Origin of the sequence: Marvinbryantia sp., from assembly GCF_047017445.1 — a bacterium.
Classification (GTDB): Bacteria; Bacillota; Clostridia; order Lachnospirales; family Lachnospiraceae; genus Marvinbryantia.
Genome location: NZ_JBKXTT010000017.1, coordinates 61,094 through 84,550, shown reverse-complemented (window position 1 = coordinate 84,550; position 23,457 = coordinate 61,094). Strand labels below are relative to the sequence as shown.

At 49.8% G+C, this 23,457-nt stretch carries 17 protein-coding genes; all 17 read left to right on the top strand.

Going from position 1 to position 23,457, the window contains the following annotated elements:
* Positions 1–268 precede the first annotated feature (268 nt).
* The 17 genes from ACLU9Q_RS16710 to ACLU9Q_RS16630 all read left to right on the top strand — a co-directional run bounded on the left by ACLU9Q_RS16710 (position 269) and on the right by ACLU9Q_RS16630 (position 23,329).
* Entirely contained in the window at positions 269–595 is a 327-nt protein-coding gene (locus ACLU9Q_RS16710; RefSeq protein WP_302592204.1) for a PadR family transcriptional regulator, read from the top strand.
* Positions 576–1,625, top strand: a complete 1,050-nt coding sequence (locus tag ACLU9Q_RS16705) for a DUF2812 domain-containing protein (RefSeq protein ID WP_302592203.1) — start codon at positions 576–578, stop codon at positions 1,623–1,625. The genes ACLU9Q_RS16710 and ACLU9Q_RS16705 overlap by 20 nt, the downstream gene beginning before the upstream one ends.
* Before the next feature lie 92 nt (positions 1,626–1,717).
* Positions 1,718–2,701: an ABC transporter ATP-binding protein gene (locus ACLU9Q_RS16700; RefSeq protein ID WP_302592202.1), complete on the top strand. Its 984-nt coding sequence runs from the start codon at positions 1,718–1,720 to the stop codon at positions 2,699–2,701.
* On the top strand, positions 2,691–4,001 hold the full coding sequence (locus ACLU9Q_RS16695; RefSeq protein ID WP_302592201.1) for an ABC transporter permease: 1,311 nt from the start codon (positions 2,691–2,693) through the stop codon (positions 3,999–4,001). Before ACLU9Q_RS16700 ends, ACLU9Q_RS16695 begins: the two co-directional genes overlap by 11 nt.
* Position 4,002: 1 nt before the next feature.
* Positions 4,003–5,334, top strand: coding sequence for an ABC transporter permease (locus ACLU9Q_RS16690; RefSeq protein ID WP_302592200.1), 1,332 nt, complete (start codon positions 4,003–4,005; stop codon positions 5,332–5,334).
* Between the two features lie 18 nt (positions 5,335–5,352).
* Positions 5,353–6,102 carry a ZIP family metal transporter gene (locus tag ACLU9Q_RS16685; protein ID WP_296833574.1) on the top strand — a complete coding sequence of 250 codons (750 nt, stop codon included), beginning with the start codon at positions 5,353–5,355 and terminating at the stop codon, positions 6,100–6,102.
* 388 nt (positions 6,103–6,490) lie between these two features.
* The gene (locus ACLU9Q_RS16680; protein WP_302592198.1) at positions 6,491–7,207 is read left to right on the top strand and encodes a polyphosphate polymerase domain-containing protein; all 717 of its coding nucleotides are present in this window, start codon (positions 6,491–6,493) and stop codon (positions 7,205–7,207) included.
* Complete coding sequence (locus ACLU9Q_RS16675; protein WP_302592197.1) at positions 7,191–7,880, top strand: DUF4956 domain-containing protein; 690 nt, start codon at positions 7,191–7,193, stop codon at positions 7,878–7,880. The genes ACLU9Q_RS16680 and ACLU9Q_RS16675 overlap by 17 nt, the downstream gene beginning before the upstream one ends.
* On the top strand, positions 7,877–9,823 hold the full coding sequence (locus ACLU9Q_RS16670; protein WP_412625665.1) for a carbohydrate-binding domain-containing protein: 1,947 nt from the start codon (positions 7,877–7,879) through the stop codon (positions 9,821–9,823). The genes ACLU9Q_RS16675 and ACLU9Q_RS16670 overlap by 4 nt, the downstream gene beginning before the upstream one ends.
* A 238-nt stretch (positions 9,824–10,061) precedes the next feature.
* Positions 10,062–10,892 (top strand): substrate-binding domain-containing protein, encoded by an 831-nt coding sequence (locus ACLU9Q_RS16665; RefSeq protein ID WP_296833609.1) that lies wholly within the window; start codon positions 10,062–10,064, stop codon positions 10,890–10,892.
* 106 nt (positions 10,893–10,998) lie between these two features.
* A complete protein-coding gene (gene pstC / locus ACLU9Q_RS16660) occupies positions 10,999–11,862 on the top strand; it encodes a phosphate ABC transporter permease subunit PstC (protein ID WP_412625664.1) in 864 nt (287 codons plus the stop codon).
* 9 nt (positions 11,863–11,871) lie between these two features.
* Positions 11,872–12,687, top strand: a complete 816-nt coding sequence (pstA, locus tag ACLU9Q_RS16655) for a phosphate ABC transporter permease PstA (protein WP_412625663.1) — start codon at positions 11,872–11,874, stop codon at positions 12,685–12,687.
* A gap of 71 nt (positions 12,688–12,758) precedes the next feature.
* Positions 12,759–13,514 (top strand): phosphate ABC transporter ATP-binding protein PstB, encoded by a 756-nt coding sequence (gene pstB / locus ACLU9Q_RS16650; protein WP_412625662.1) that lies wholly within the window; start codon positions 12,759–12,761, stop codon positions 13,512–13,514.
* Positions 13,515–13,878: 364 nt separating this feature from the next.
* Positions 13,879–15,069, top strand: a complete 1,191-nt coding sequence (locus ACLU9Q_RS16645) for an AfsR/SARP family transcriptional regulator (protein ID WP_412625661.1) — start codon at positions 13,879–13,881, stop codon at positions 15,067–15,069.
* 64 nt (positions 15,070–15,133) lie between these two features.
* Positions 15,134–20,947, top strand: a complete 5,814-nt coding sequence (locus ACLU9Q_RS16640; RefSeq protein ID WP_412625660.1) for an SH3 domain-containing protein — start codon at positions 15,134–15,136, stop codon at positions 20,945–20,947.
* A gap of 274 nt (positions 20,948–21,221) precedes the next feature.
* Positions 21,222–22,088, top strand: a complete 867-nt coding sequence (locus tag ACLU9Q_RS16635) for a tyrosine-type recombinase/integrase (RefSeq protein WP_412624586.1) — start codon at positions 21,222–21,224, stop codon at positions 22,086–22,088.
* Positions 22,088–23,329: an IS91 family transposase gene (locus ACLU9Q_RS16630; RefSeq protein ID WP_412624585.1), complete on the top strand. Its 1,242-nt coding sequence runs from the start codon at positions 22,088–22,090 to the stop codon at positions 23,327–23,329. The genes ACLU9Q_RS16635 and ACLU9Q_RS16630 overlap by 1 nt, the downstream gene beginning before the upstream one ends.
* Positions 23,330–23,457: the final 128 nt, after the last annotated feature.

Below are 23,457 nucleotides of genomic sequence, written 5' to 3'. Positions count from 1 at the left end.
CAGATGTCAGAGTTAATTACTCTCTAACTACTACACTTTTATGGTACTAAAAAAGAAACGGGAAAGCTTTTACAGTCAGATGACCATACTCAGTAGAAGAACCCATTTCCTTTCTAAGAGTATTCTAACGGAAGAAGCATTCATTTGTCAACAGAAAAACTGATTGACAGATATATAGTAAAGTGCTATTATGTCGTTAGACGATATGTCGAGTATCGACATATCAAGAGGCGACATATCGAAAAGTAAACGGACAGGGGATAGAAAATTGGAGCAGATCATTAAAAAATATATTCCAATGACAGAAACTACCTACTATACACTGCTTGCTCTGAAGGAGGAAAGGCATGGGTATGCTATCATGCAGTTTGTCCGTGAACTTACGGAAAACCGTATCCATATGGGCACCGGCACGCTTTACACGATGCTCGGTCGTCTGGTGGAGGATGCTCTGATCGAGGTAGTGTCGAATGAAAACGGGAAAAAGGTGTATCGGCTGACTCCGATGGGGGATGAAATTTTAAAAATGGAGCTGGAGCGCCTGCGCAAGCAGCTCAGAAACGGGGAGGAAATCTATGGGACAGACCATTCGTAAAACAAAATTTATTCTGAGTCTGATGCGGGAGAAATTCTGGCTGGAGGAGATGGCGCAGCAGGGGCTGTTTTTAAAGAATATCAATCTCGGCGTTATCTATACCTTTGAAAAGGGAAATCCGCAGCGTCTTGTATACGATGTGGACCGGTTTGACCTCCCGAAGTATCCGGTGCTGAAGGAAATCCAGGATCGGGAAATGTTTGTGTCGCTGGCGGAGGAGATGGGCTGGCGGGAAATTACACACGATGAAGATATGAATTATTATTTCTGCAAGCCTTATGAGGAAGATGGCATTAACGAAATGTACGATACGGAGGAAGAACGGCGCATTCACGCGTTGAAATACCGGGATCGGTATCAGAATGCGGCGCGGATAAACTATAAATGTGCGATGGCGTTTGATATTCTCATGCTGCTTCTTGCATTTCTGATCAGGAGCCTGTTCCCGTTTATGCTGGGTTTTGTGTGGAGCACGATCCTCATAGTATTCGGTTTCTGGTGTGAAGGGATCGCGCAGATGTGCGAAAGAGAATTCCGGATGGGCGCGCGGGAGTGGCTGCGGGCAAACGGAAAGAAGAGCGATACAAAAAAGGAATACCGGCTGTTTCTCACCACAAAGGGGCTGACAAAGTATTTGCAGAAGCAGAGCGCGAACGGCTGGCATATTATCAGAAGCAGTGCAGTCTGTTACAGCTTTGAGAAGGGACCGCAGCAAACGTTGTATTACACGGTGGATTCTAAGGCGGCGGTGAACAGAAGAAGGCGCGCACGGCATCTTCAGAAAATTGAGGATGGAAAGGATATCAACCAGCAGAACAACGACTGGCAGGTGGAAAGCGTAAAGGAGGCAGAGCAGAATGGGATGGAGTTTGCCTGTGCCTACGCGAATAACCAGATCCTGTACAGAAGCGGCAGTCAGGTCGATTTTGGAAAAAAGAATATGTTTTTATACTCTTGGTTGTTATATTGGGTGATTTTTATTGCAGTTGGCTTTATTATGGGCTTTATTACGGGTTATATTTCTACATAGGGGAGAATTGACATTTTTGTAAGAGAGCTTAAACTGGTATATGATGCCAGGGTTAAAAGGTCATAAAAATTATTTAGGGGAAGAGGAGAAAAATGAGTCTGATCGTAAGAAACCTTTCAAAAAAGTATGGCGATAAAACAGTTGTAGACAATCTGAGCTTTGAGATGGCGAAGCCGGGCGTATTTGCGCTGCTTGGCACAAACGGCGCCGGAAAAACGACGTCCATCCGCATGATGCTGAATATGCTGTCAAAGGACAGCGGCGAGGTGTTATGGAACGGAAAGCCGCTTGATACATCCGTCTGCAATGTCGGTTATCTCGCCGAGGAGCGCGGTCTGTATCCCAAGTATACGCTGATGGATCAATTGATTTATTTTGCAGCTCTGCGCGGCATTTCAAAGGCAGAGGCAAAAAAGCGCATCAAATACTGGGCGGGACGGCTGGAAGTTGAGGAATATCTGTATCCGACGGAGCTTCCGGCGGCAGACGAAGATCAGTTGGGCGGAAAGGCAAAAAATAAAAAGCGTGCGAAAAAACAGCCGCCGAAGAAAGCGGATCAGCTTTCCAAAGGAAACCAGCAGAAAATCCAGTTTATGACGGCGCTTTTGCCGGATCCGGATCTGCTGATCCTGGATGAACCGCTCTCCGGGCTTGATCCGGTAAATACGGATCTGTTCAAGAGCATTATCCGGGAGGAAATTGCAAAAGGCAAGTACCTGATCATGTCCAGCCACCAGATGGCGACGGTGGAGGAATTCTGCACCGATATCATCATTTTAAACCGTTCAAAGACGGTTCTGCAGGGGCATCTGAATGATATTAAAAAGAGCTACGGCAGGATCAATCTCTCTCTGAAAACGGAAGTCGATGTAAAGGAGCTGATCGCGAAAGCGGGACTTATGATTGTCACAGAAAAGGAATGTGAATATCAGCTTCGTGTGTCGGGAGAAGAGCAGGCGAATGCTTTCCTGAAAATGCTGATCGAGCATGATGTCCGCGTGATCACGTTCGACCTGCGCGAGCCGTCGCTGCACGAAATATTCGTGGAAAAAGTAGGTGATGCACATGAAGATTAGCCGAAATGATTTTACCGGAACCGGTAAGGTGTACCGCTTCACGCTCGGACAGATGCTGAAGGGAAAGGCAAATGTTATCACGCTTTTTATCCTTCTTCTTTTCGCGGCTGTCAGCATACCGGTGATGACGCTTCTGATGGGCGGGGAAAAGACGGTATCTGCAGACATTACATCTGTTTATGTGAAAAATGATACCGGATATGAGCTGGCGCTGGCGGAGGTGCCGATAAAAAACGAGATTTTTGCAGATACTTCTTTTGCGGAAGTAACGGAAGAAAAGAAGCCTAAGGAAATCGGCGCTTCGGAAGTGTACCTTCATCTAAGCAGAAATGCGGGCAGCTTTGAGATAGAAGCAGTTACCGCGGAGACGAAGGATTTCTCAGACTCAGAGCTATCACAGTGTACGGAAGTTTTTTCTGCGCTGCTGGATGAGGCGCGTTATGCACAGCAGGAGGCGACGCCGCAGCAGATTGCTGTTCTGACAAGCGGATACAGTACGAAAACAGAGTCCGTCACTGAATTTTATGAGGAGGAAGAGGATAACTTTGACGCCAGATTTGGCGTGCAGATGGCATATTCTATTTTTGTGCTGATGCTCTGCACATTTGTTTCCTCCTACATCATTCAGAAGGTGATCGAGGAAAAGGCGTCGAAGCTGGCGGAGCTTTTGATGGTTAGTGTGAAGCCGCTTGCTATGCTGCTTGGAAAGATTCTTGCCGTTATGACGTATGTGTTTGGACTGATCGTTTCTTTGCTGGCGGTGATGGTTGCTTCCTATGCCGTTACCGGACGGTTTGCAGATACTTCCGTCGTTATAAACCAGTTTACTGCGATGGGGATCAACGCGGAGAGCTTTCGGCTTTCACCGGCAGCGGTTCTGGTTCTTCTGGCGTCGATTCTGCTTGGTTATCTGACAGTTTCGCTGCTCAGCGGGCTGATCGGCACCGGATGCTCCACGATGGAGGATGTGGAGCCTGCGAATATGGCAATAGTAATGCTGGTGCTCATCGGATATCTGGCGGCGGTGATAGCGGTTGCCGTGGACTCTCCTGCGGTGAATACGGCGGTTGCGCTCATACCGATAGTATCCATTTTCTGTGCGCCGACATATTATATTACAGGGAGCATAGGAATCGGCATTGTTATATTGTCCTGGCTTATACAGCTTATTGTCATTGCGTTTCTGGCATATGTATGCGCGAAGGTGTACCGCGATCTGATGATGTATCGCGGAAGCCGTCTGAAGCTGAGCGGATGGATCGCGATGCTTGGCAGAAAACACACAAGGGAGGCGCGTTGATATGAAGAGCATAGGAAAAATATTTTCATTTACTTTTATGCAGCATATAAAGGGCAAAGGCTACCGCAATGCGACGATCTGGATCACGGTACTTTGCTTCCTGCTTCCTGCACTGATCATGCCGGCAATCGAGTATTTTGGAAAAGATGAGCAGTATGAGAGTAAGATCACAAAGGTTTATGTGATCGACGGGGAGCAGAATCTGACGGATTACAGCTTTTTAAACAGCGCCGATCCGGAGCAGTTTCAGAATATCGATTACGAAATGGCAGACAGCGTTGAGCGTGCGGCAGAGATGGCATCCGCAGACGGTTATGCGGTGCTTCTTGTGATAGAGAAGCAGGACAGTGCCTACCAGATATCCGTGCTTCTTCCGGAGGAAACGGAGCTTGAGAAAAAGGATGCATCTGCATATGAGGACTTTATTAACCGATATTTCCGCTACGTGCTGGTGCAGAAATCACAGCTTGCGTATACGCAGATTGCCGAGCTTACCATGCCCATTGAGGTTTCCGTGCGCGACACGGAGGCGCTGGAGGGAGAGACCGATGAGTATGCAGAGATGCGGGAAATTTTTGCGATGATGCTTCCTTATCTGAACATCATGGTGCTGTATTTTATGATCCTTGCATACGGGCAGGGAACGGCAAACAGTGCAATCATGGAAAAGACGTCGAAGCTGATGGATCTGTTTCTGGTATCGGTGAAACCGGGAGCGATGCTCCTTGGAAAAGTATTTGCGACAGCGGCAAGCGGAATTTTGCAGTTATTTTGCTGGATCGGCGGTCTTGTTGGAGGCTTTGCGCTTGGAACACAGCTTGTAAAAACAATAAATCCGCAGTCGGATATGGCAATTTTGCAGCTATTTGATGCTTTCGGAGAGATTTCCGGAATGTTTACGGTATCCGGCGTGATACTTGCGCTTCTGATGCTGGCGGCAGGGCTTCTCCTGTACTGCTCGCTGGCGGCGATCGGCGGCGCGGTTGCAGAAAAGCCGGAGGATCTTTCCAGTACAAATATGCTGTTTGTGATGGTGCTTCTTATCAGCTTTTTTGCCACGATGTACGCAGGCGGCACAAATTCGGATGTCCCGTGGGACGCCGTTACCTGGCAGGCGTGGATGCCGTTTACGGCAATCCTCGTCACACCGACTAAGATACTGCTTGGCGGAATGACAATACCGCAGGCGCTCGGTTCACTCGGCATTGTTGTGCTCACGGCGGTTCTGGTGACGCTGCTCGCCGGAAAGCTCTATAAAATGATGTCTCTTTATAAGGGAAATCCGCCGGGACCGGCAAAGCTGATGGAGATGCTGAAAAATGACAGATCGTAAATATAAGGAGTATAGAAAATGCAGTTAGCGATGATATCTGCGATAGGTGTGGGCGGAGCCACCATTATTGGGGTGCTTCTGGGGTTTTTATTTCGGAAGATCCCACATGAACTGAATGACGGCGTGCTTGGATTTGCAGCAGGGGTGATGCTGGCGGCAGCGATATTCGGGCTTATTATTCCATCTCTGGAATATGGAAATGTCTGGGTGACCTGTGCCGGGATTCTTGCGGGAGCGATATGCCTGAATTTTGCCGATAAGCTGACGCCGCACCTGCATCGGATTACCGGGCTGGATCAGGAAGCGCACGCCGATAAGCAGTCCCACTTAAATAAGGTGATGCTGTTTGTGATGGCGATCGCTATTCATAATCTGCCGGAAGGAATTGCTGCCGGAGTCGGATTTGGCAGTGAGGATATTGGCAATGCAATCACAGTAGCGCTTGGCATTGCCCTGCAGAACATTCCGGAGGGAATGGTGATTGTATCGCCGCTGCTTCTGGCGGGAGTCCCTGCAAAGCGGGTATTCTTCATAGCCTGCTTCACCGGTGTGATAGAAATTGTCGGAACCATGCTGGGATACGCGGCTGTAACGATTGCCAGCGTGATTCTCCCGGCAGCGCTGGCGTTCGCGGGCGGCACCATGATCTACGTTGTCAGCGATGAAATGATCCCCGAAACACACAGCCACGGATACGAGCGGCTTGCCACATATTCCATGCTTGCGGGATTTATTTTGATGATTTTGATGGATCATTATATATCGTAGAAGGAATTTAAAAATAGAATTATCCAGAAATGGGTAGTTCTATTTTTTAAACATAGTGAAAACATAATTTGAGATAAAGGAGGGCTATAAGGCAACGATAATTGTAAAACATGCGAGCGATGAAAAATTGTACTTGTATGATATGCAGGAAATAGAAAAAGAAACGAGTACCCCACTATTGACTTAATGTCAGTGGTACAGGGAAATGTTCCAAAAACCAGCTTCTTTTAATTATTCTAAGGGAAAAGGGAAACAAAGTCGATTACATTTTTAATATCTCTGTGAACTCTTTGTGAAATTACTGATCACATCTTTTTTTCAATCTTTCTTCAAGAAATCTTTTATAAAACTATTCCATAAGAAATACGTTATGGAGGGAGAGAAATGCATGGAACATGCGCAGACAATTTTTAAGAGGTATGAGGTGAAGTATCTTCTGGATGAGGTACAGTATAAACGGATGAGGGAAGCGCTGGCAGAACATATGGAAATGGATCGCTATGGACAGAGCCGGATTTACAATATTTACTTTGATACGCCGGATTTTCACCTGATCCGCGAGTCGCTGGATAAACCGGTATATAAGGAAAAACTGCGGCTCCGCAGCTACGGGATGGATAAGAACGGCGGTCATGTATTTGTGGAGCTGAAGAAAAAATATGACGGCATTGTTTATAAACGACGCGAAGAGATGGAATTTGAGGAAGCGGTTGAATATCTGTATGATGGAAAGAAGCCTTCCGGCGATTCGCAGATTTTGCGGGAGATCGACTGGTTTTTGAAATATCACAAGCATATGGAACCGAAAATGTACATAGCATATGATCGGATCGCGTTAGCTGCAAAGGACGACAGCGGACTTCGGATCACCTTCGACGATAACCTTCGCTGGCGCAATACAAGACTGGATCTGCAGGATGAAGGGGGAGGCAATCTGATTATAGAGAAGGGCTATTATCTGATGGAAGTAAAGACGCCGGAGGCTCTGCCGGTGTGGATGGCGGATATTCTGGATGCACTGAAGCTGTATCCGGTTTCTTTTTCAAAATACGGACGGGCATACAAAGAAATGAGGGAGGCGGCCGCAGGTGGAACAGTTATTTGATTCAGTATTAATTAAAAACGGTACAATTTCATTTTCAGCAGGAAGTTTTCTGGCATGTTTTCTGGTATCGCTGATACTTGGCATGGCAGTTGCCTGTATTTATATGTACCAGGGAAGTTATCGGAAAAATTTTGTGGTTACGCTCGTTATGCTGCCTGCGCTGGTGCAGGTGATGATCACGCTGGTTAATGGAAATCTTGGAACCGGTGTTGCCGTGATGGGAGCATTCTCGTTGGTTCGTTTCCGTTCTATTCCGGGAAGCTCAAAGGACATCAGCAGTATCTTTTTTGCAATGGCGGCCGGTCTGGCAGCCGGGATGGGCTATCTTGGAATCGCCGTCACAGTGGTTGCGCTGCTTGGACTTGTAAGCATCGTTCTGCAGAAAAGCTCCTTCGGAGAGATGAAGCAGGACAAAAAGCTGCTGCGGATCACGATACCGGAATCGCTGGATTACACGGAAGTGTTTGACGATCTGTTCGAAAAATATGCAAAGAAATGGCGGTTGTGCCAGGTAAAGACAAGCAACCTGGGAAGCCTGTTTAAGCTGGAATATGAAATTGTTTTGAAGGATATAAACCAGGAAAAGAAGATGATCGACGAGCTTCGCTGTCGAAATGGCAATCTGGAAATTCTGTGCAGCAGTGCGTCGATGGGAATAGAGGAGGTTCTATGAAGAAATATATTACATATGTGACGGCACTTTCTATGGCGATGACGCTGATCCTGCAGATCACAGCATATGCGGCGCTGGAGGAGGACGGCTTTACGGCTGTTCCGGAAACCTGCGAGGGGGAGGAGCTTGTGCTGACGGAATCTGTTGTGGATATTTCTTTTACGGACAGAGACAGGGACGCCAGCTATAAAGAATATGCAGAGGTGGAGCTTTCTGATGAAGAAATTCTGGTGGATGGCGAGGCTTTGACGGAAAATACTTCTTCCAATGGAATTGCGTTTTCACAGGAAGAACATATTGTGACATTTACAGAGGAAGGGGTATATCTTCTTTCCGGCACACTGTCTGACGGACATATTATTGTGGATACAGAAGACACCGCAAAAGTGCAGCTTGTGCTGGATAATGTGGATATCCACTGCGAAAATCAGGCGGCAATCTGGATAAAGTCTGCCGACAAGGTATTTCTGACGCTCGCCGATGGTTCGGAAAATGTGGTGAGCGACGGCGGGCAGATGGTCGCAGAGGACACGGACGCATCCAGCGACGAACACGCTGATGCGGACGGCGCGATTTTCAGCAAAGCGGATCTGACGATTCAGGGATCGGGCAGACTGACGATAAGTGGAAACTATAAACACGGAATTGTGTCAAAGGATGATCTTGTAATTACCGGAGGAAATTTAAATGTGACGGCGGTGGAAAATTGTCTTGCCGGGAAGGATGCGGTAAAGATTGCCGACGGTACGATCAGCCTGGAGGCGGATCAGCACGCGATCAAGGCGAAGAATGAGGATGATACCCAGCAGGGAAATATTTATCTGGAAGGCGGGACAATCACTGCAGCCGCAGCGGAAGACGGCATTAATGCGACTGGAAGTATTGTCATCACCGGCGGTGAGCTGGAGCTTACCGTGCAGGATGATGGGATACACAGTGACAAGGATCTTGTGATTTATGATGGAACGGTCAGCATACCGCAGAGCTATGAAGGACTGGAAGGACATCGGATCACCATTTTTGGAGGAACGTTGGATGTGACGGCTTCTGACGATGGAATGAATGCATCCGGCGGAACAGAATCGCAGGAAGAGGAAGCTTTTATGAAGCAATTCCGGCAGGAAGACCGCGGCAATATGCAGCTGCCGGAAGGTGAAGAAATGCCGGAAAACAGAGAGATGCCGCAATTGCCGGAGGATACAGAAATATCGGAAAACGGAGAGATGCCGCAGCAGTCGGAAGGTATGGAAATACCGGAAAACGGAGAGATGCCGCAGCTGCCGGAAGGTGAAGAAATGCCGGAAAACGGAGAGATGCCGCAGTCGCCGGATGGTACGGAAATGGCGGAAAACGGGGAAGCCACGGAAGCAGCGGCGGACAATGAATTGCAGCAGACTTCAGAAATGAACGAAATGCCGATGCGGCACGGCGGTATGCGTGGTGAAATGCAGGACGGAATGCAGCAGTGGCAGGAAGGCAAAGGCATGGGACATGGCGGTATGGATTCCGACAGTGAGGCATATCTTCGCATCTGCGGTGGAAATATTAAGGTGGATGCAAACGGCGATGGTCTGGATTCGAACGGCTATTTCTATATGGAAGGCGGTACCGTGCTGGTTGCAGGACCGACAAGCGGCGCTGACAGTGCGCTGGATTACGGTCTGACGGCGGAAGCGACCGGCGGAACGGTGGTTGCTGCAGGCAGCAGCGCAATGGCGCAGGGATTCTCACCGGATTCTGCGCAGGGAAACTTCCTGTATAATTTTTCAGAGAGCATCCCGGCGGAGAGCATTGTTTCTCTGAAGACCAGTGGCGGTGATGAAATTGTAGCCTGGCGGTGCCAGAAAGAATTCCAGTCTGTGGTTATCACGTCGCCGGAGCTGGAAGCGGGAAATACATATATTCTGACTGCCGGAGAACAGGAAGTTAAGATAGAATTATAATGATGCCAGGGTCTAAACTCACATGAGATTGCTCATAAGTGGGGTTAAGACCCTATATTAATACTTCACAAGAATCTTACCCCTATTTTACATTTCTATGATAACGAACTTTACATTAGCCTGTTAATCTATACGTGCAGAGCGAAAGAGAAGCAGCTCTGGGAAAACAAAATTTCGTGAATAAGATGAGGAGAAGAAAACGATGAGAAAGATGACAGGTACTATTTTAGCGGCAGGTATGGCAGCAGCTCTGGCAGCAGCTCCGGTAATGGCAGCGGATATCAGCGAAGCAAATATTTCCGTAATTTCCCGTGAGGACGGTTCCGGTACAAGAGGAGCATTTATCGAGCTGTTCGGTGTAGAGGAAAAGAACGATGCAGGCGAGAAGGTTGACAACACCACCGTGGATGCGAGCGTTACGAACAATACCGCGGTTATGATGTCTACCGTAGCAGGAAATACTTATGCGATCGGTTACATCTCCCTTGGTTCTCTGAACGATACCGTAAAAGCAGTAAAGATCGACGGCGCAGAACCGACGGTAGAGAACATTAAGGCGGGAGAGTATAAGGTTTGCAGACCGTTCAACATTGCAACGAAAGGTGATGTGAGCGAGGTAGCACAGGATTTCATCAACTACATTATGAGCACAGAGGGACAGGCAGTTATTGGGGACAACGGCTACATCACGATCGATGACGTGACGGATTATACCTCCACAGGCGTAGAGGGTAAGGTAGTTGTTTCTGGTTCCTCCTCCGTAACACCGGTAATGGAGAAGCTGAAAGAAGCTTATGAGGCAGTAAATACAAATGCGGAGATTGAAATACAGACAAGCGATTCCACCACAGGCATGACCGACACGATCGACGGCATCTGCGATATCGGCATGGCGTCAAGAGAATTGAAGGACAGCGAGCTGGAAGCAGGTCTGACACCGACTGTCATTGCACAGGATGGTATTGCGGTGATCGTAAATAATGAAAATCCGATTGAAGAGCTGACTTCTGAACAGGTAAAGAGCATCTACGTAGGCGAAACAACAGTATGGGGCGACGTACTGCAGTAAAGAGTAGTGTGAACAGGACAAAGCATCAGGCAATGTCTGCTGCGGCCGGAGCGCATAAAGCCAGAATTCTGGCGGCGCTCCGGAAAAAAATGTCGGGAGAATAATTATGAAACAAGGCTTACTGAAAGAAAAAATTATGCAGGCGGTTTTTTTCATAGCCGCCTGCACCTCCATCCTGGCAGTGGTGCTGATCTGTATCTTCCTGTTTGCAAACGGTATTCCGGCGATGGCAAAAATCGGAGTGTTTGATTTTCTGACAGGACAGACCTGGAAGCCGGGCAATAACATTTACGGCATTCTGCCGATGATCCTTGGCAGCGTCTGTGTGACGGCAGGAGCGGTAATCATTGGCGTACCGATTGGTATCCTGACGGCGGTCTTTATGGCGGAGTATTGTCCGGAACAGATTTACAAACCGCTGAAAATGGCGACGGAGCTTCTGGCGGGAATCCCCTCCATCGTATATGGTTTCTTTGGTCTGGTGGTGCTGGTTCCGGCGATCCGTGCATTGTTTCCAACGGAAACAGATGGAATGAGTATCCTGACGGCGTCGATTTTGCTCGGCGTGATGATTCTTCCGACCATTATCGGTGTGAGCGAAGCAGCGATCCGGGCGGTGCCTCGCAGCTATTATGAGGGCGCGCTGGCGCTGGGCGCTACAAAAGAGAGAAGCATTTTTTCTGTAATGCTGCCGGCGGCGAAATCGGGCGTGATCGCAGCGGTCGTGCTTGGAATCGGACGCGCGGTCGGGGAGACGATGGCGGTCATGATGATCGCAGGAAACCAGCCGCGTATGCCGAAGGGACTTCTTCAGGGTGTCCGCACATTGACGACAAACATTGTGCTGGAGATGGGCTATGCTACCGACCTGCATCGGGAGGCGCTGATCGCCACAGCAGTTGTGCTTTTCGTATTCATACTGATCATCAATTTTACGGTGGCGTTTTTAAATCGGAAGGCAGCGGATTAGGAGAAGATAATGAAGAGTAAGATACAGAAATTTTTTGTGATGCTGTCGGCGGGAATTACCTTTACAGTGCTTCTGTTTTTGATAGCTTACATATTGATAAAGGGCATTCCGAATCTGAAGCCGTCACTTTTTGCCTGGGAATATACCTCGGAAAATGTGTCGATGCTTCCGGCGATCATTAACACGGTTTATATGACAGCGTTGGCGCTTGTGATTGCGGTGCCGCTTGGCATCTTTTCCGCAATATTTCTTGTAGAGTACGCAAAAAGAGGAAATCCGTTCATAGACGTGATTCGGCTGACCACGGAAACGCTGTCGGGAATCCCTTCCATCGTGTATGGGTTATTTGGTATGCTGTTTTTTGTAACGGCATTGAAATGGGGGCGTTCACTTCTTGCCGGAGCCTTTACGCTGTCGATCATGGTACTTCCGTCCATTATGAGGACAACGGAGGAAGCCTTAAAAGCAGTGCCGGATTCTTACCGGGAGGCAAGCTTCGGGCTTGGCGCGGGCAAGCTGCGCACCGTTTTTAAGGTAGTGCTTCCGGCGGCGGTACCCGGTATTTTGGCGGGCGTTATCCTGGCAATCGGAAGGATCGTGGGAGAAACGGCGGCGCTGATCTACACTGCCGGAACGGTGGCGGAGCTGGCAGGCAGCGTTTTTGATTCCGGCCGCACACTTGCGGTTCATATGTACAACCTCTCCAGCGAGGGACTGCATGTGGAAGAATCCTATGCAACGGCAGTCGTGCTGCTGGTGTTGGTGGTAATTATTAATATGTTGTCAAATTTTGTCGCGAAACGCCTGGGCAGCCCGGCGAAATAAATCATATGAAAATGTGACAGTGCAGGTGAATGCATCATATAAAAAATGTAATGCCCAAGAAGGAGATAAGAATGAATCCGATAATAACAACCGGAGATTTAAAATTATGGTATGGAAATCATCAGGTATTGAAAGGAATTACGGCGGAAATTCCGGAGCACGAGATCACGGCTCTGATCGGACCGTCCGGCTGCGGCAAATCGACCTTTCTGAAAACCCTGAACCGCATGAATGACCTGGTGGGGAATGTGCGCATTACTGGCGAGGTGAATTATAACGGCAAAAATATTTTCGCTCCCGATGTAGATGTGACAAAGCTGCGCAAGGAGATCGGCATGGTATTCCAGAAGCCGAATCCCTTCCCGATGAGCATTTACGAGAATGTCGCATACGGTCCCAAAACACATGGCATCCGCTCAAAGGCGAAGCTCGATGAGATCGTTGAGCAGTCTCTCAAAGCGTCGGCGCTCTGGGAGGAAGTGAAGGATCGTCTGAAAACCTCCGCTCTTGGGCTGTCCGGCGGACAACAGCAGCGTCTCTGCATTGCCCGTGCGATCAGCGTGCAGCCGAGTGTTATTCTGATGGACGAAAGCACTGCAAGCCTCGATCCGATCAGCACCCGAAAGATTGAGGATCTCGTGATGGAGCTGAAATCGCAGTACACCGTGATCATGGTTACACATAATATGCAGCAGGCAGTGCGAATCTCCGACCGCTGCGCCTTTTTCCTCCTGGGAGAGCTGGTGGAATTCGGCGACACAAAAGAGATGTTTGCAAAACCGCAAAATAAGAAAACAGAGGAATATATCACCGGCAGGTTTGGATAAAAAATATTGAAATGATATATAGAGAGAATGGTGAGAAGACGTCAGAAATGATGTCTTTTTCTTTTTCCCGAATCACAAAATAAAAAGAGAGAAAAAAATTATATGTGACCGGAATGTGACAGCCAGGAGATATACTTAAAAAAAGTGTATCAAAGGGGTTGCATTTTGCATGGGCAGAAAATATAATTTTGACAGACAGACAGACAGACAGACAGACACCTATAGACACTCGGAGTCTGCCTTTTTTGGCATGTCTAATTTTATCAACTTTTTCATAAGAACCCGAAAAGCAGTGGTTTCACAGTGAAACTACGTTTTTCGGGTTCTTTTCTTAATGAACGAACAGTAACAAAGGGAAAAAGTTATGAAAGCTCTCAAATTACGGATATTAGGCGGTTTTCAGCTGGAATGTGACGGCAGGACGCTGGATGAAGAAAAACTCCATTCCAGGAAGCTTGTGTGTTTGCTGGTATATCTGATCATGAACCGGGACAGGGCTGTGTCCCAGCAGCGACTGGTCGACACTTTTTGGGAAGACAATTCCAGAAAACCGGAGAATGCGCTGAAAAATATGATTTACCGGCTCAGGAACAGCTTGCGGGAGCTGGGGGAAAGAGAATATATATGTACGCTCACTGGGGCTTACCAGTGGAATCCGCGGCTGCCGGTGGAAACGGATTATGAACATTACGAAAAGCTTGTGAGGAAGCTTGCCAGGGCTGAAATGGGTTCAGACATGGAAAAACAGCTGTGCCGCGAAATACTGGAGAGCTATGGCGGAAATGTATCTCACAAGCTGGCGGACGAGGCATGGATGGTGCCGAAGGTGATGTTGTATCGCTCTACATATACGGAAACAGTAAAAAAGCTGTGCCGGATTTATCAGAAAGAGGAAAACTGGAAAGAAATCGAGCTGCTTTGCAGCCGTGCTCTGACGGAGGATGCATCCGATGAGGAAATTCACTGTTATATGATGCGAAGCTTATACATGCAGGGAAAACGGGAGCTTGCATTTCATTATTATCAGAAAGCAAACCGATTAATATATGAAACGCTTGGGATCTGGAATTCCAGTGCGCTCAGCCAGACGCTGCGTGAGCTGACGACCGGTCAGGAGCGCCGCATATTGGATATGAGCGATTTTACAAAAAGTATCCGGGAACAGAAGGTGACCAACAACGCTTTATTCTGCGATACGCATATGTTCCGGCAGCTGTATCGGATGGAGGCGCGGCGAAGCAAACGGATCGGCATTGTGGAATATATGATGCTTCTGACGATAAGGAGGCAGGATCGCGCGCCGGGAACTCCATTCTCTAATCAGAGGCTGGAGGAAGATGCAGAAATTCTGGAAGAAATTATTTTTGATCTGTCGCAGAGCGGCGATGTGGTCTCGAAGCTTGGGCCTTTGCAATTCGGACTGATGCTTCTGGAACGTTCTTACGAGGAAAGCGTCGCGGTGGCAAGCAGCATACAGAAAAAATTCTGGGAAAATAAAAAAATGAACAAAGCAGAACTGATGTGTGAAATTGCAGAGCTTGATGTTCCCGGGTGAAGCGCCGGGTGCAATTTGGTAAACAGCCAGAAGCTGATCATATAAAAAAACGGGAGGTAAAGGAATGAATATCGGCAGAAAGCAAAACAGAATAAAAAGAATACTCGCTTTATTGCTGGCCGTAGTATTATGCACAGGCGATGTGACCGCTCCATTCGGCAGCCTTAGTGTGTATGCAGGCGAGGAGGCGGAGCCATCGACCGTTATGGAAGAAACGGCCGCACAGATGGAACCCCTGGCGGTGAGCGAGCCGGAAACGGCAGCGAAACAACCGGAGACGCAGGCGGCGCCGGAGACACAACCGGAAACGCAGGCGGCGCCGGAGACGCAGCCGGAAACACAGCCGGCGCCGGAGACACAGCCGGAAACACAGGCAGCGCCGGAGACACAGCCGGAAACACAGCCGGCGCCGGAAACGCAGCCGGAGACACAACCGGAAACGCAGCCGGAGACACAACCGGAAACGCAGCCGGAGACACAACCGGAGACACAGCCGGAAACACAATCGGAACCGCAGCCGGAATCGACCGGGGAGACACAGTCGGAGACGCAGGAGGAATCGACTGAAGAGAAGCAGACGGAAAGCCAGGAGCAGAAGGACGACCTGCCGGAGCATGAAGTGTCCGTGAAGCTGCACCTGGAACAGCGCTACGCGACAGCGGGACAGAAGGCAATTGTCTGTAAGGCAGAAGTAAAAGACGGGACTGCGCCGTATACGGTGTGCTTTACCGTTTCGCTGGACGGCGGGATCGTACACGAAGAGACGGTTACGGCGAAAAAAGCAGGTCAGATACAATTTACGTATATGCCGCAAAGCTTCGGCGTGCACGAGCTGAAGATCACAGTTACGGATGATTCCGGAAAGAAAGCGTCTGCAAAGGTATCGCTTCCGGTATCGGTTTTTGAAGAAGAAAGCGCGCAGGACTGGGCGGCGAGCGTCGAAAGCGTTACGCTGACCGGTGACTGGAGAAAAGATCTTCCGGCTATTGCAGCTACACAGCTGGGCTATGAGGAGAGCAGACGCAATTTTATAATCGATGACAACGGCGAACAGCAGGGCTACACACGCTATGGACATTGGTACGGCATGATGTACGAAGAATGGTGCGCGATGTTTGTATCCTTCTGTCTGTATTATGCAGATATTCCGGCCGAATGGTTTCCGCGTGAGGCGGAGTGCGGCAGATGGAAAGCGCAGCTGGAAAACATCGGCGCGTACGAAGAACGCGGCGGAGATTACGTTCCGCAGAAGGGCGATCTCGTTTTCTTCAACTATGACAGCGACAGCACGCCGGATCATATCGGAATCGTAGCAGATACGGCAGAGAACCGGATCTTCGTAATTGCAGGAGATGAAAACAGATCCGTATTAAAAAGAGAATACGGGTTAGCTGACAGCTCCATTGCGGGCTATGCCAATATGGAGCATATTATGGATCGCGCGGGCGTTCTGGAGAAATTTGAGCAGACCGAAGAAACCGAAAGCGAAACCGGAGACGAAGGTGAAACTGAGAACAAAGGCGAAACCGGAAACGAAGACGAAACGGAAACCGAAACTGCGGCAGAGCCGGAAAGCGTGATCGGCCGGAAGATTTATACAAATACGGATAGCGTCAACCTTCGCGAGCTGCCTGACGTTGCATCGGCAGCCGTGGGCAGGGTCGAAGCGGCAGGCACGGAGCTTGTCATTCTCGACGTGGCCGCAAATGGAGAAGAAACCTGGTATCAGATTACGTATGACGGGATCACGGCATGGATACGCAGCGACCTGACGGAGCTGGGCGAGTCCGAGACAGAAAACACGCCGGAGAGTGAGTCGGAGACGGAAGACACGCTGGAGAGCGAGTCGGAGACGGAAGATACGCTGGAGAGTGAGTCAGAGACAGAAGATATGTCGGAAAGCGGAGAACCGGAGGAAAACGGGACGGCCGCAGGAGAAGAAGCGCAGATCACGATCCATACGGAGCAGGAAAATGTAAAGGTAGGAGAAGAGATCACCTTTATCGCGGAAGTATACGGTCTGGAAAATGCAGCTTTTCAGTGGCAGTATTCTGAGGACGGCGAAAGCTGGGAGGATATTGAAGACGAGACAGGCCTTTCCTATACGACAGTCGTGACGGACGACAACAGCAGCTATTACTACCGGCTGGCGGCACTTGCCGCCGCGCCGGGGCAGAGCGGCAGCCGGGAGACAGCGGCCGCAGAGACGGCCTTCGCCGAAACAGCAGGTGCAGAGACGGCAGGCGTTGAAACAGCATCCGCAGAGGCGGCATCCGCTGAAACGGCAGGCGCAGAGATGGTTGCCGCAGCAACAGTCGGTGCAGAAACAGCATCCGCAGAAGAAAATCAGGAGACGACAGACGCTCCTGGTTTGTTTGCTATGCAAAAGGTGATGGCGGCAGAGGAAAAAAAGCCAGAGCAGACCGCACAGCAGATTTTTTCCAACGCGATGCAGATGCCGCTGGATACTATGCGCGCGGCAGGGCCTGTTCATCTTAATCCAAAGAATACACCGGATAGGAATGCGGAGAATCAGATCGTTAAAGAGGCAGGTACGGTAAACGGCACAGGAACCGCCGACGACCCGATGCTGCATTTTGCGAAGGCTTTTGCGGCGGCGAAAGAAAATGGAAGTAATACGATTTATTTCTGGAACCCGTACGCGGAGTTCGTAGAAAACGGCAGCGCGGAGGTGAGCAACTTTACAGGCGCAGTCCTTGATGGCGAAGGAATTATTACGCTTGCCCAGTATACGACGAAGCACAATGGTTATCTGTTTGAGATCGCGAACAATGAGGAAGACTGGTTGCTGAGCAATATGACGCTGAGCGGAAGCTACCCCCTCATCGGTATGTTGGGAGGAAAGGCCGCCCTTAACAATGTGGAAATGAACGGCGGGACGATATTCTTTGAGTATATCGAAAGTGAATTTCCGCAGAAACCGAGACTGACAGTAAGCAATATTCCGGAAGGCGATACCTATGTCGTTAAATTTGGTGAGTATACAGCTGACACAGCCATCGCGGCGTCCTCAAAGCACCGCGCGCCGCTGATCCGGCTGGAGGGTGAGAATGCCGGGGAGATGGCGAAGCAGATCGTGCTGGATAAGAGCCTCCAGAGGAAATACAAACTGATCTTCCGGAACAACACGGTATACGTGACGGAAAATAATGATTATCTATATGTATTTTTAAGCGCTGACCGCGGCTATGATGACGATGGAATTCTGGATGATATTGACGAGGAGGACGGACTGACTCCGTATACGCCGGTCAACACGATGGAAACGGCGGTAAAGATTCTCAGAGAAAATCCTGATCTTGGCGGCATCCGAGTGATCGGCAAAGCGCCGGAGGTCACAGAAGAGACAGTCTGGGATCTGTCAGAGTTTGCCCAAGCCGGTAAAAACGCGGTGGAGCGCTGGAGTGGACAGTATATTGACAGCTCAGGTATAACCAGAACTATGAGCAGTTCCAGCCCTGTTATGTGCGACGGACCGGTAGCAGTGGTAACGGGAACGCTGACTCTGCAAAATATCAGTCTGACCGGAAAGAACGATGCGACGCTGAAGGTGTCCGGCAGTCTTGTGATGGAGGCGGGAGCATATCTTCAGGGAAACGAAAATAAAGCAAAGGATAATTCGGAAAACGAGTCTTGGAAGCCGGGCGGCGCTGTCTATGCCGATGGGAATGCGGTCGTTACAGTGAAGAGCGGCGCGTTCATTACAGGAAATGGCGCCGAGGACGGAAGCTCGATTTATGCCACGGGCAACGCACTTGTCACGGTGGAAAGCGGCGCGGACATTGTGACGGGGCAGAAGACGTATAAAGAGCGGAAAGACTACAGGCCCGGGACGCTAGACGAATTGCCGCGCGTAGGAAGCCTTATTTACGCAGACGGAAATGCGCAGGTCTCCTACAGCGGAACGATATCCGGGACAAGCCCAATAATATCCGTTAGAGACTCAACAACAGACAATATGGCGATGTTTTATGCCCGCTCGGGCGCTGGGCTGACGCTTAACGGCGTCCAGATCACGGGTAACAGCAACTGGAGGTTCATCATCTGCACGGAGTCAGGCGGAAATGTGACGCTGGAGGCAGGAACCCAGATCAGCGGCAACACAGGCGCTGAGCGCATCATTAACATGGGCGGCATAATTGGAAATCCCACCTATGGAGAAACCTCCGCCGGGGCGCTGAAGCTGAACGGAACGGCGGAAAATCCGGTAAAGATAGCAAATAACAGTGACAGCGGCTGCGCTGTTTATACACGCGGCAGCATTACGGCGAGCTATGCGGAGATCACGGACAACGAAAGCAGCGAAGAATATTCCGGCCTGTGCGCTGCGGGCGGATACGGAGGCACGATAGATCACTGTAAGGTTAATAATAATGCATCAGATTACTATGCGGGCGTATATTTCGATCTGAGAAGCGGCTATCCGGTGACGGTGACAGATACAGAGATCAGCGGGAATACAGTAAATGGAACGTCCGGCGGAAGCACTGCGGGATTGTGCCTGGGTAATTATAGTGATAAGAATAATACATCGTGGGTTCCCCGGATCAGGGTTCAAAACTGCACGATTAAAGAGAACAAGAATGAGGCAGGCGGCTTTGCCGGACTTCGCGCGATTTCTTCGACAGCCGGCACGGTGATCAGTGATACGAAAGTAACAGGAAATCGATCCACGGGCAACGCGGGTATAGATCTGTTTGGCGACGAACGGGCGGTGCTGGCGCGGACAACGGTGGAAGAAAACAACGGAGAAGGAAAATCGGGCATTATCCTTACGACTACTTCCATCGGTACGTTGAGCGCTATGCTGGCGCTGACCGGAGACTGCAGGATTTCGGAAGGACAGAAGGTGTACTTTGGAAGCAACCAGGCGCTCCGCCTGCTCACACCGATAGAGCAGGAAAATAAGATATCCCTTGTGCTGGGAGAAACAGCGGATTCCTCTTACTTTAGTGTGGGCCGGAGAGTGGTGGTTCCCTACGACGGTACGCTGACGCCGTCTGAACTTGGTTACGACAGCGGGGAATTTCTGACGGATGTTACCGGTGAGATCGGGAAGTTTGCGGGAGAAAATATGCCGCAGGATCCGTACCCCACTCAGCTGGCGGAGGACAGCCCGGATATCATTCTGGCAGAGCAGGGCATCTACCTGGACGGGGTAAACGGCGACGACGGCAGGACCGGCCTTACTCCGGGTACGGCAGTAAAGACCTTTGAAAAAGCAAAAGAAAAGCTGATAGAAGCGCTTGAAGAGAATCCTGACTTTAATCCGGTGATCATCATCTGCGGTATGGTGACAGTCGACAGTGCGGCCAATTGGTCTCTTGCCGATGTGACAGTGCCGGAGGCCTCCTCGCCGGAGCTGAAGCGGGAGACACTGAGAGTGAAGCGCTACAGCAGGGTGAACGATACGGCCCTGGTGACTGTGACAGCGGCGGGCAGTTTGACGGCAGATGGCATCCTGTGGGACGGCGCAGCCGATGAGATGATCTCTGAGCAAGGTAAGTACAGCGGGGGCGAGGCGATCATCCTTGTGAATAACGGAGCGCTCACCTTGCAGAACTGCACGATGCTGGATAATGAATCGTATAATGGAAGCTCCAATCACACCGGCGGAGGAGCTCTGACAGCATCCGGAGGTACGGTAAATCTTACGAACACGGAAATTCTGAATACGCAGAGCAGCAGAGGCGCACTGTATTTCAGGGGTAATGTTCAGGCCACGCTTGATGGCTGTACCATCACAGGCAATGAGCGTCCCAGTTCGTCAAGGCAGACCTGGGCGGACGGCGGCGGTATCAGCGCTGAGACTGGCGCTGACGTTACAGTAAAGGATTCCATTGTACCAAGCCGCTAGCGCGGCGGCTAGCCCTAAGTACGTAAAACCACCACTTTTTTTCATAATTAATAAATTTTTTCTAAATAAAAGTAGCAGTTTTTGAATATATGTTGTATTGTTGAGTTACCACACTTAACCTTAAACACATACACAAGAACTGCTATGCTTAGTTTATCACGGATTTTTAAACCCAACAACTACATATTTGAAATTTTTACTTCTTTTGTCAGGCCTCCGCCTGTTGCAGATCCATCTCTGTACCTGTAGTTCTATTCTTTAATGGAGGTTTCCCATGACAAATTACCTTGACCAGATCGAAGAAATCCTTTCCTTCGGTAAATACAGCCCCAATACGATCCAGTCCTATAAAACATATACCGCTCCTTTTCTGGATTATTGCTCCAGTACCCTGCACAAAGATCCCGCTGAGGTTTCTCCTGCTCAGATACGCGCTTTTATCACCCAACTCCAGACCGAACGGAATCTATGCGATAATTCAACCAACCATGCCCTTTCCGAAATCCGTTTCCTATATGAAGCGGTCCTCGGGCTTCCCTGGAATGCAAAACAGATCCCTCTCCGGAGGCAGACCTTCCATCTCCCCTTTATCCCCACCCCCGATATCGTGGAAAACTTCCTTTCCAGTATTCAGGACCTCAAAAAGAAAGCCATGGTTTCCCTCATGTATTCTGCAGGCCTGCGTATCTCAGAGGTCTGCACCCTGAAATGCGCCCATATTGAACATTCCAATTCCCGAATCTATGTAGCGCCCAGCAAAAACAACCGCGACCGTTACACTATCCTTTCCGCAGATGTTTACCGGATCCTGTGTGCCTACTGGCGGGACCTTCCTGCCTCCATGCGTACCCGTGACTGGCTTTTTACCCAGCAGCACTCGGTGGATAAGCCGATCTACCCTCAGTTCATTCAGTCCTTCCTCTTCAAACAGGAAGAAGCACTCCACTGGCCCCACCGCCTGACATGCCACTCGTTCCGCCATGCTTTTGCAACACACAGCTATCAGAACGGGATGGATCTGGAGACCCTTTCCCGCCTGCTTGGGCATGCTTCCACCAACACCACCCGTTACTATGTCCATTTGGCCATGCTCTCTATGGAACAAATCAAAAGCCCCATGGATGGAATGGAGGTGCTGTGATGGACTTCCCGGAATCCTTATCCCCCTTTATCCCGCAAGGCTCCTCTTCCTTTGTTTTATCGGAGCCTTCCGGAAGCGGCTCTAAGATCCGGCAGATTTTTCAGCTGGCTTCCAGACAGCTTCTGGAAGATAAAGGCATCGTCCTTTCCCCGGAGCAGAAGAAACTGGTCTCCGATATCTGCAAATGCCGTACCATTGCCTGCGGATTTAACATGGATACCTGCACAGAATGTGGCTTTAAACGGATCCACTACAACTCCTGCGGAAACCGCAACTGTCCGGTCTGCGGCGGCCTGCGCAAGGAACTCTGGGTAGATGAACGCAGCAGCGAGGTGATCGACTCCGCATATTACCATGCGGTTTTTACCTGCCCCCATGAACTCAACTCCCTGTTCCTTGCCAACAGGAAACAGCTGTTCGCCATGTTCCATAAGTGTGTCGGACAGACGATCATGGAACTGGCCGCAGACCCAAAGTACCTCGGGGCTGCCCCTGGCATTATACAGGTACTCCACACATGGTCACAGGAGCTTTTGTTCCATCCGCATATCCACGCCGTGATCTCCGGCGGCGGGCTTACGGCAGACAGGCAGCTTAAAACACTTGACCGGGACTCCTTTTTTATTCCGGAAAGCATCCTCGCAGCAAAATTCCGGGGAAAGTTCCTTTCCATGCTTGACCACGCTTATAGCCAGCATGGTCTGGTCCTTACCGGAGCGGCAGCCTGTTTGCGCAATCATTATGAATGGGCTGCTTTCCGGGACAGGCTGTACCAATGTAAATGGGTCGCCAAAGTCAAGGAAACGTTTAACGGAAACGGCAATGCCATCGAGTACCTGGGACGCTATACTTATAAAGTGGCGATCTCGGACTCCCGGATCGTTTCCGTGGAAGAGGATAAAGTGGTCTTCACGGCACGCGGCGAAGATGGCAGGCAATCCCGGACACTTACCGTCACTCCTCTGGAGTTTGTGAAGCGTTTCCTGCTCCACGTGCTTCCGAAAGGCTTCCAAAAGATCCGTTACTATGGTTATCTCAATAACCGTTTTCGGAAAGACAACCTTGCCCTGATCTTCAACCTTCAGGGCTACAGGCAATATATCCAGAAATACAAAGGCCTCTCCCCGGCAGAGGTCATCTTTCAAAAATGGGGGCATGACGTCACCGCGTGCCCTCACTGTAAGGCTCATGCAATGCTCCGGTTAGCCTGCTGCAGGGGGATACGAACATCCCCTGCCTAAGGCTCCGAAACCGAATACCCACAACAGCTTCCGTCAGGGAGCTTATTCCGCATGTCCTGCTGACAGCTGTGGCTGACAGAATCTGTTTTCAGGTATCCATAATCCAGAAAAGCAATGGCAGAGAAAGA

Excerpts from the sequence above, each read along its gene's own strand:
- ACLU9Q_RS16680 (WP_302592198.1), top strand. The coding sequence starts at position 6,491 with ATGGAACATGCGCAGACAATTTTTAAGAGGTATGAGGTGAAGTATCTT.
- ACLU9Q_RS16640 (WP_412625660.1), top strand. The coding sequence starts at position 15,134 with ATGAATATCGGCAGAAAGCAAAACAGAATAAAAAGAATACTCGCTTTA.
- pstA (WP_412625663.1), top strand. The coding sequence starts at position 11,872 with ATGAAGAGTAAGATACAGAAATTTTTTGTGATGCTGTCGGCGGGAATT.
- ACLU9Q_RS16705 (WP_302592203.1), top strand. The coding sequence starts at position 576 with ATGGGACAGACCATTCGTAAAACAAAATTTATTCTGAGTCTGATGCGG.
- ACLU9Q_RS16630 (WP_412624585.1), top strand. The coding sequence starts at position 22,088 with ATGGACTTCCCGGAATCCTTATCCCCCTTTATCCCGCAAGGCTCCTCT.
- pstB (WP_412625662.1), top strand. The coding sequence starts at position 12,759 with ATGAATCCGATAATAACAACCGGAGATTTAAAATTATGGTATGGAAAT.
- ACLU9Q_RS16695 (WP_302592201.1), top strand. The coding sequence starts at position 2,691 with ATGAAGATTAGCCGAAATGATTTTACCGGAACCGGTAAGGTGTACCGC.
- ACLU9Q_RS16685 (WP_296833574.1), top strand. The coding sequence starts at position 5,353 with ATGCAGTTAGCGATGATATCTGCGATAGGTGTGGGCGGAGCCACCATT.
- ACLU9Q_RS16645 (WP_412625661.1), top strand. The coding sequence starts at position 13,879 with ATGAAAGCTCTCAAATTACGGATATTAGGCGGTTTTCAGCTGGAATGT.
- ACLU9Q_RS16665 (WP_296833609.1), top strand. The coding sequence starts at position 10,062 with ATGGCAGCAGCTCTGGCAGCAGCTCCGGTAATGGCAGCGGATATCAGC.
- ACLU9Q_RS16690 (WP_302592200.1), top strand. The coding sequence starts at position 4,003 with ATGAAGAGCATAGGAAAAATATTTTCATTTACTTTTATGCAGCATATA.
- ACLU9Q_RS16700 (WP_302592202.1), top strand. The coding sequence starts at position 1,718 with ATGAGTCTGATCGTAAGAAACCTTTCAAAAAAGTATGGCGATAAAACA.
- ACLU9Q_RS16670 (WP_412625665.1), top strand. The coding sequence starts at position 7,877 with ATGAAGAAATATATTACATATGTGACGGCACTTTCTATGGCGATGACG.
- pstC (WP_412625664.1), top strand. The coding sequence starts at position 10,999 with ATGAAACAAGGCTTACTGAAAGAAAAAATTATGCAGGCGGTTTTTTTC.
- ACLU9Q_RS16635 (WP_412624586.1), top strand. The coding sequence starts at position 21,222 with ATGACAAATTACCTTGACCAGATCGAAGAAATCCTTTCCTTCGGTAAA.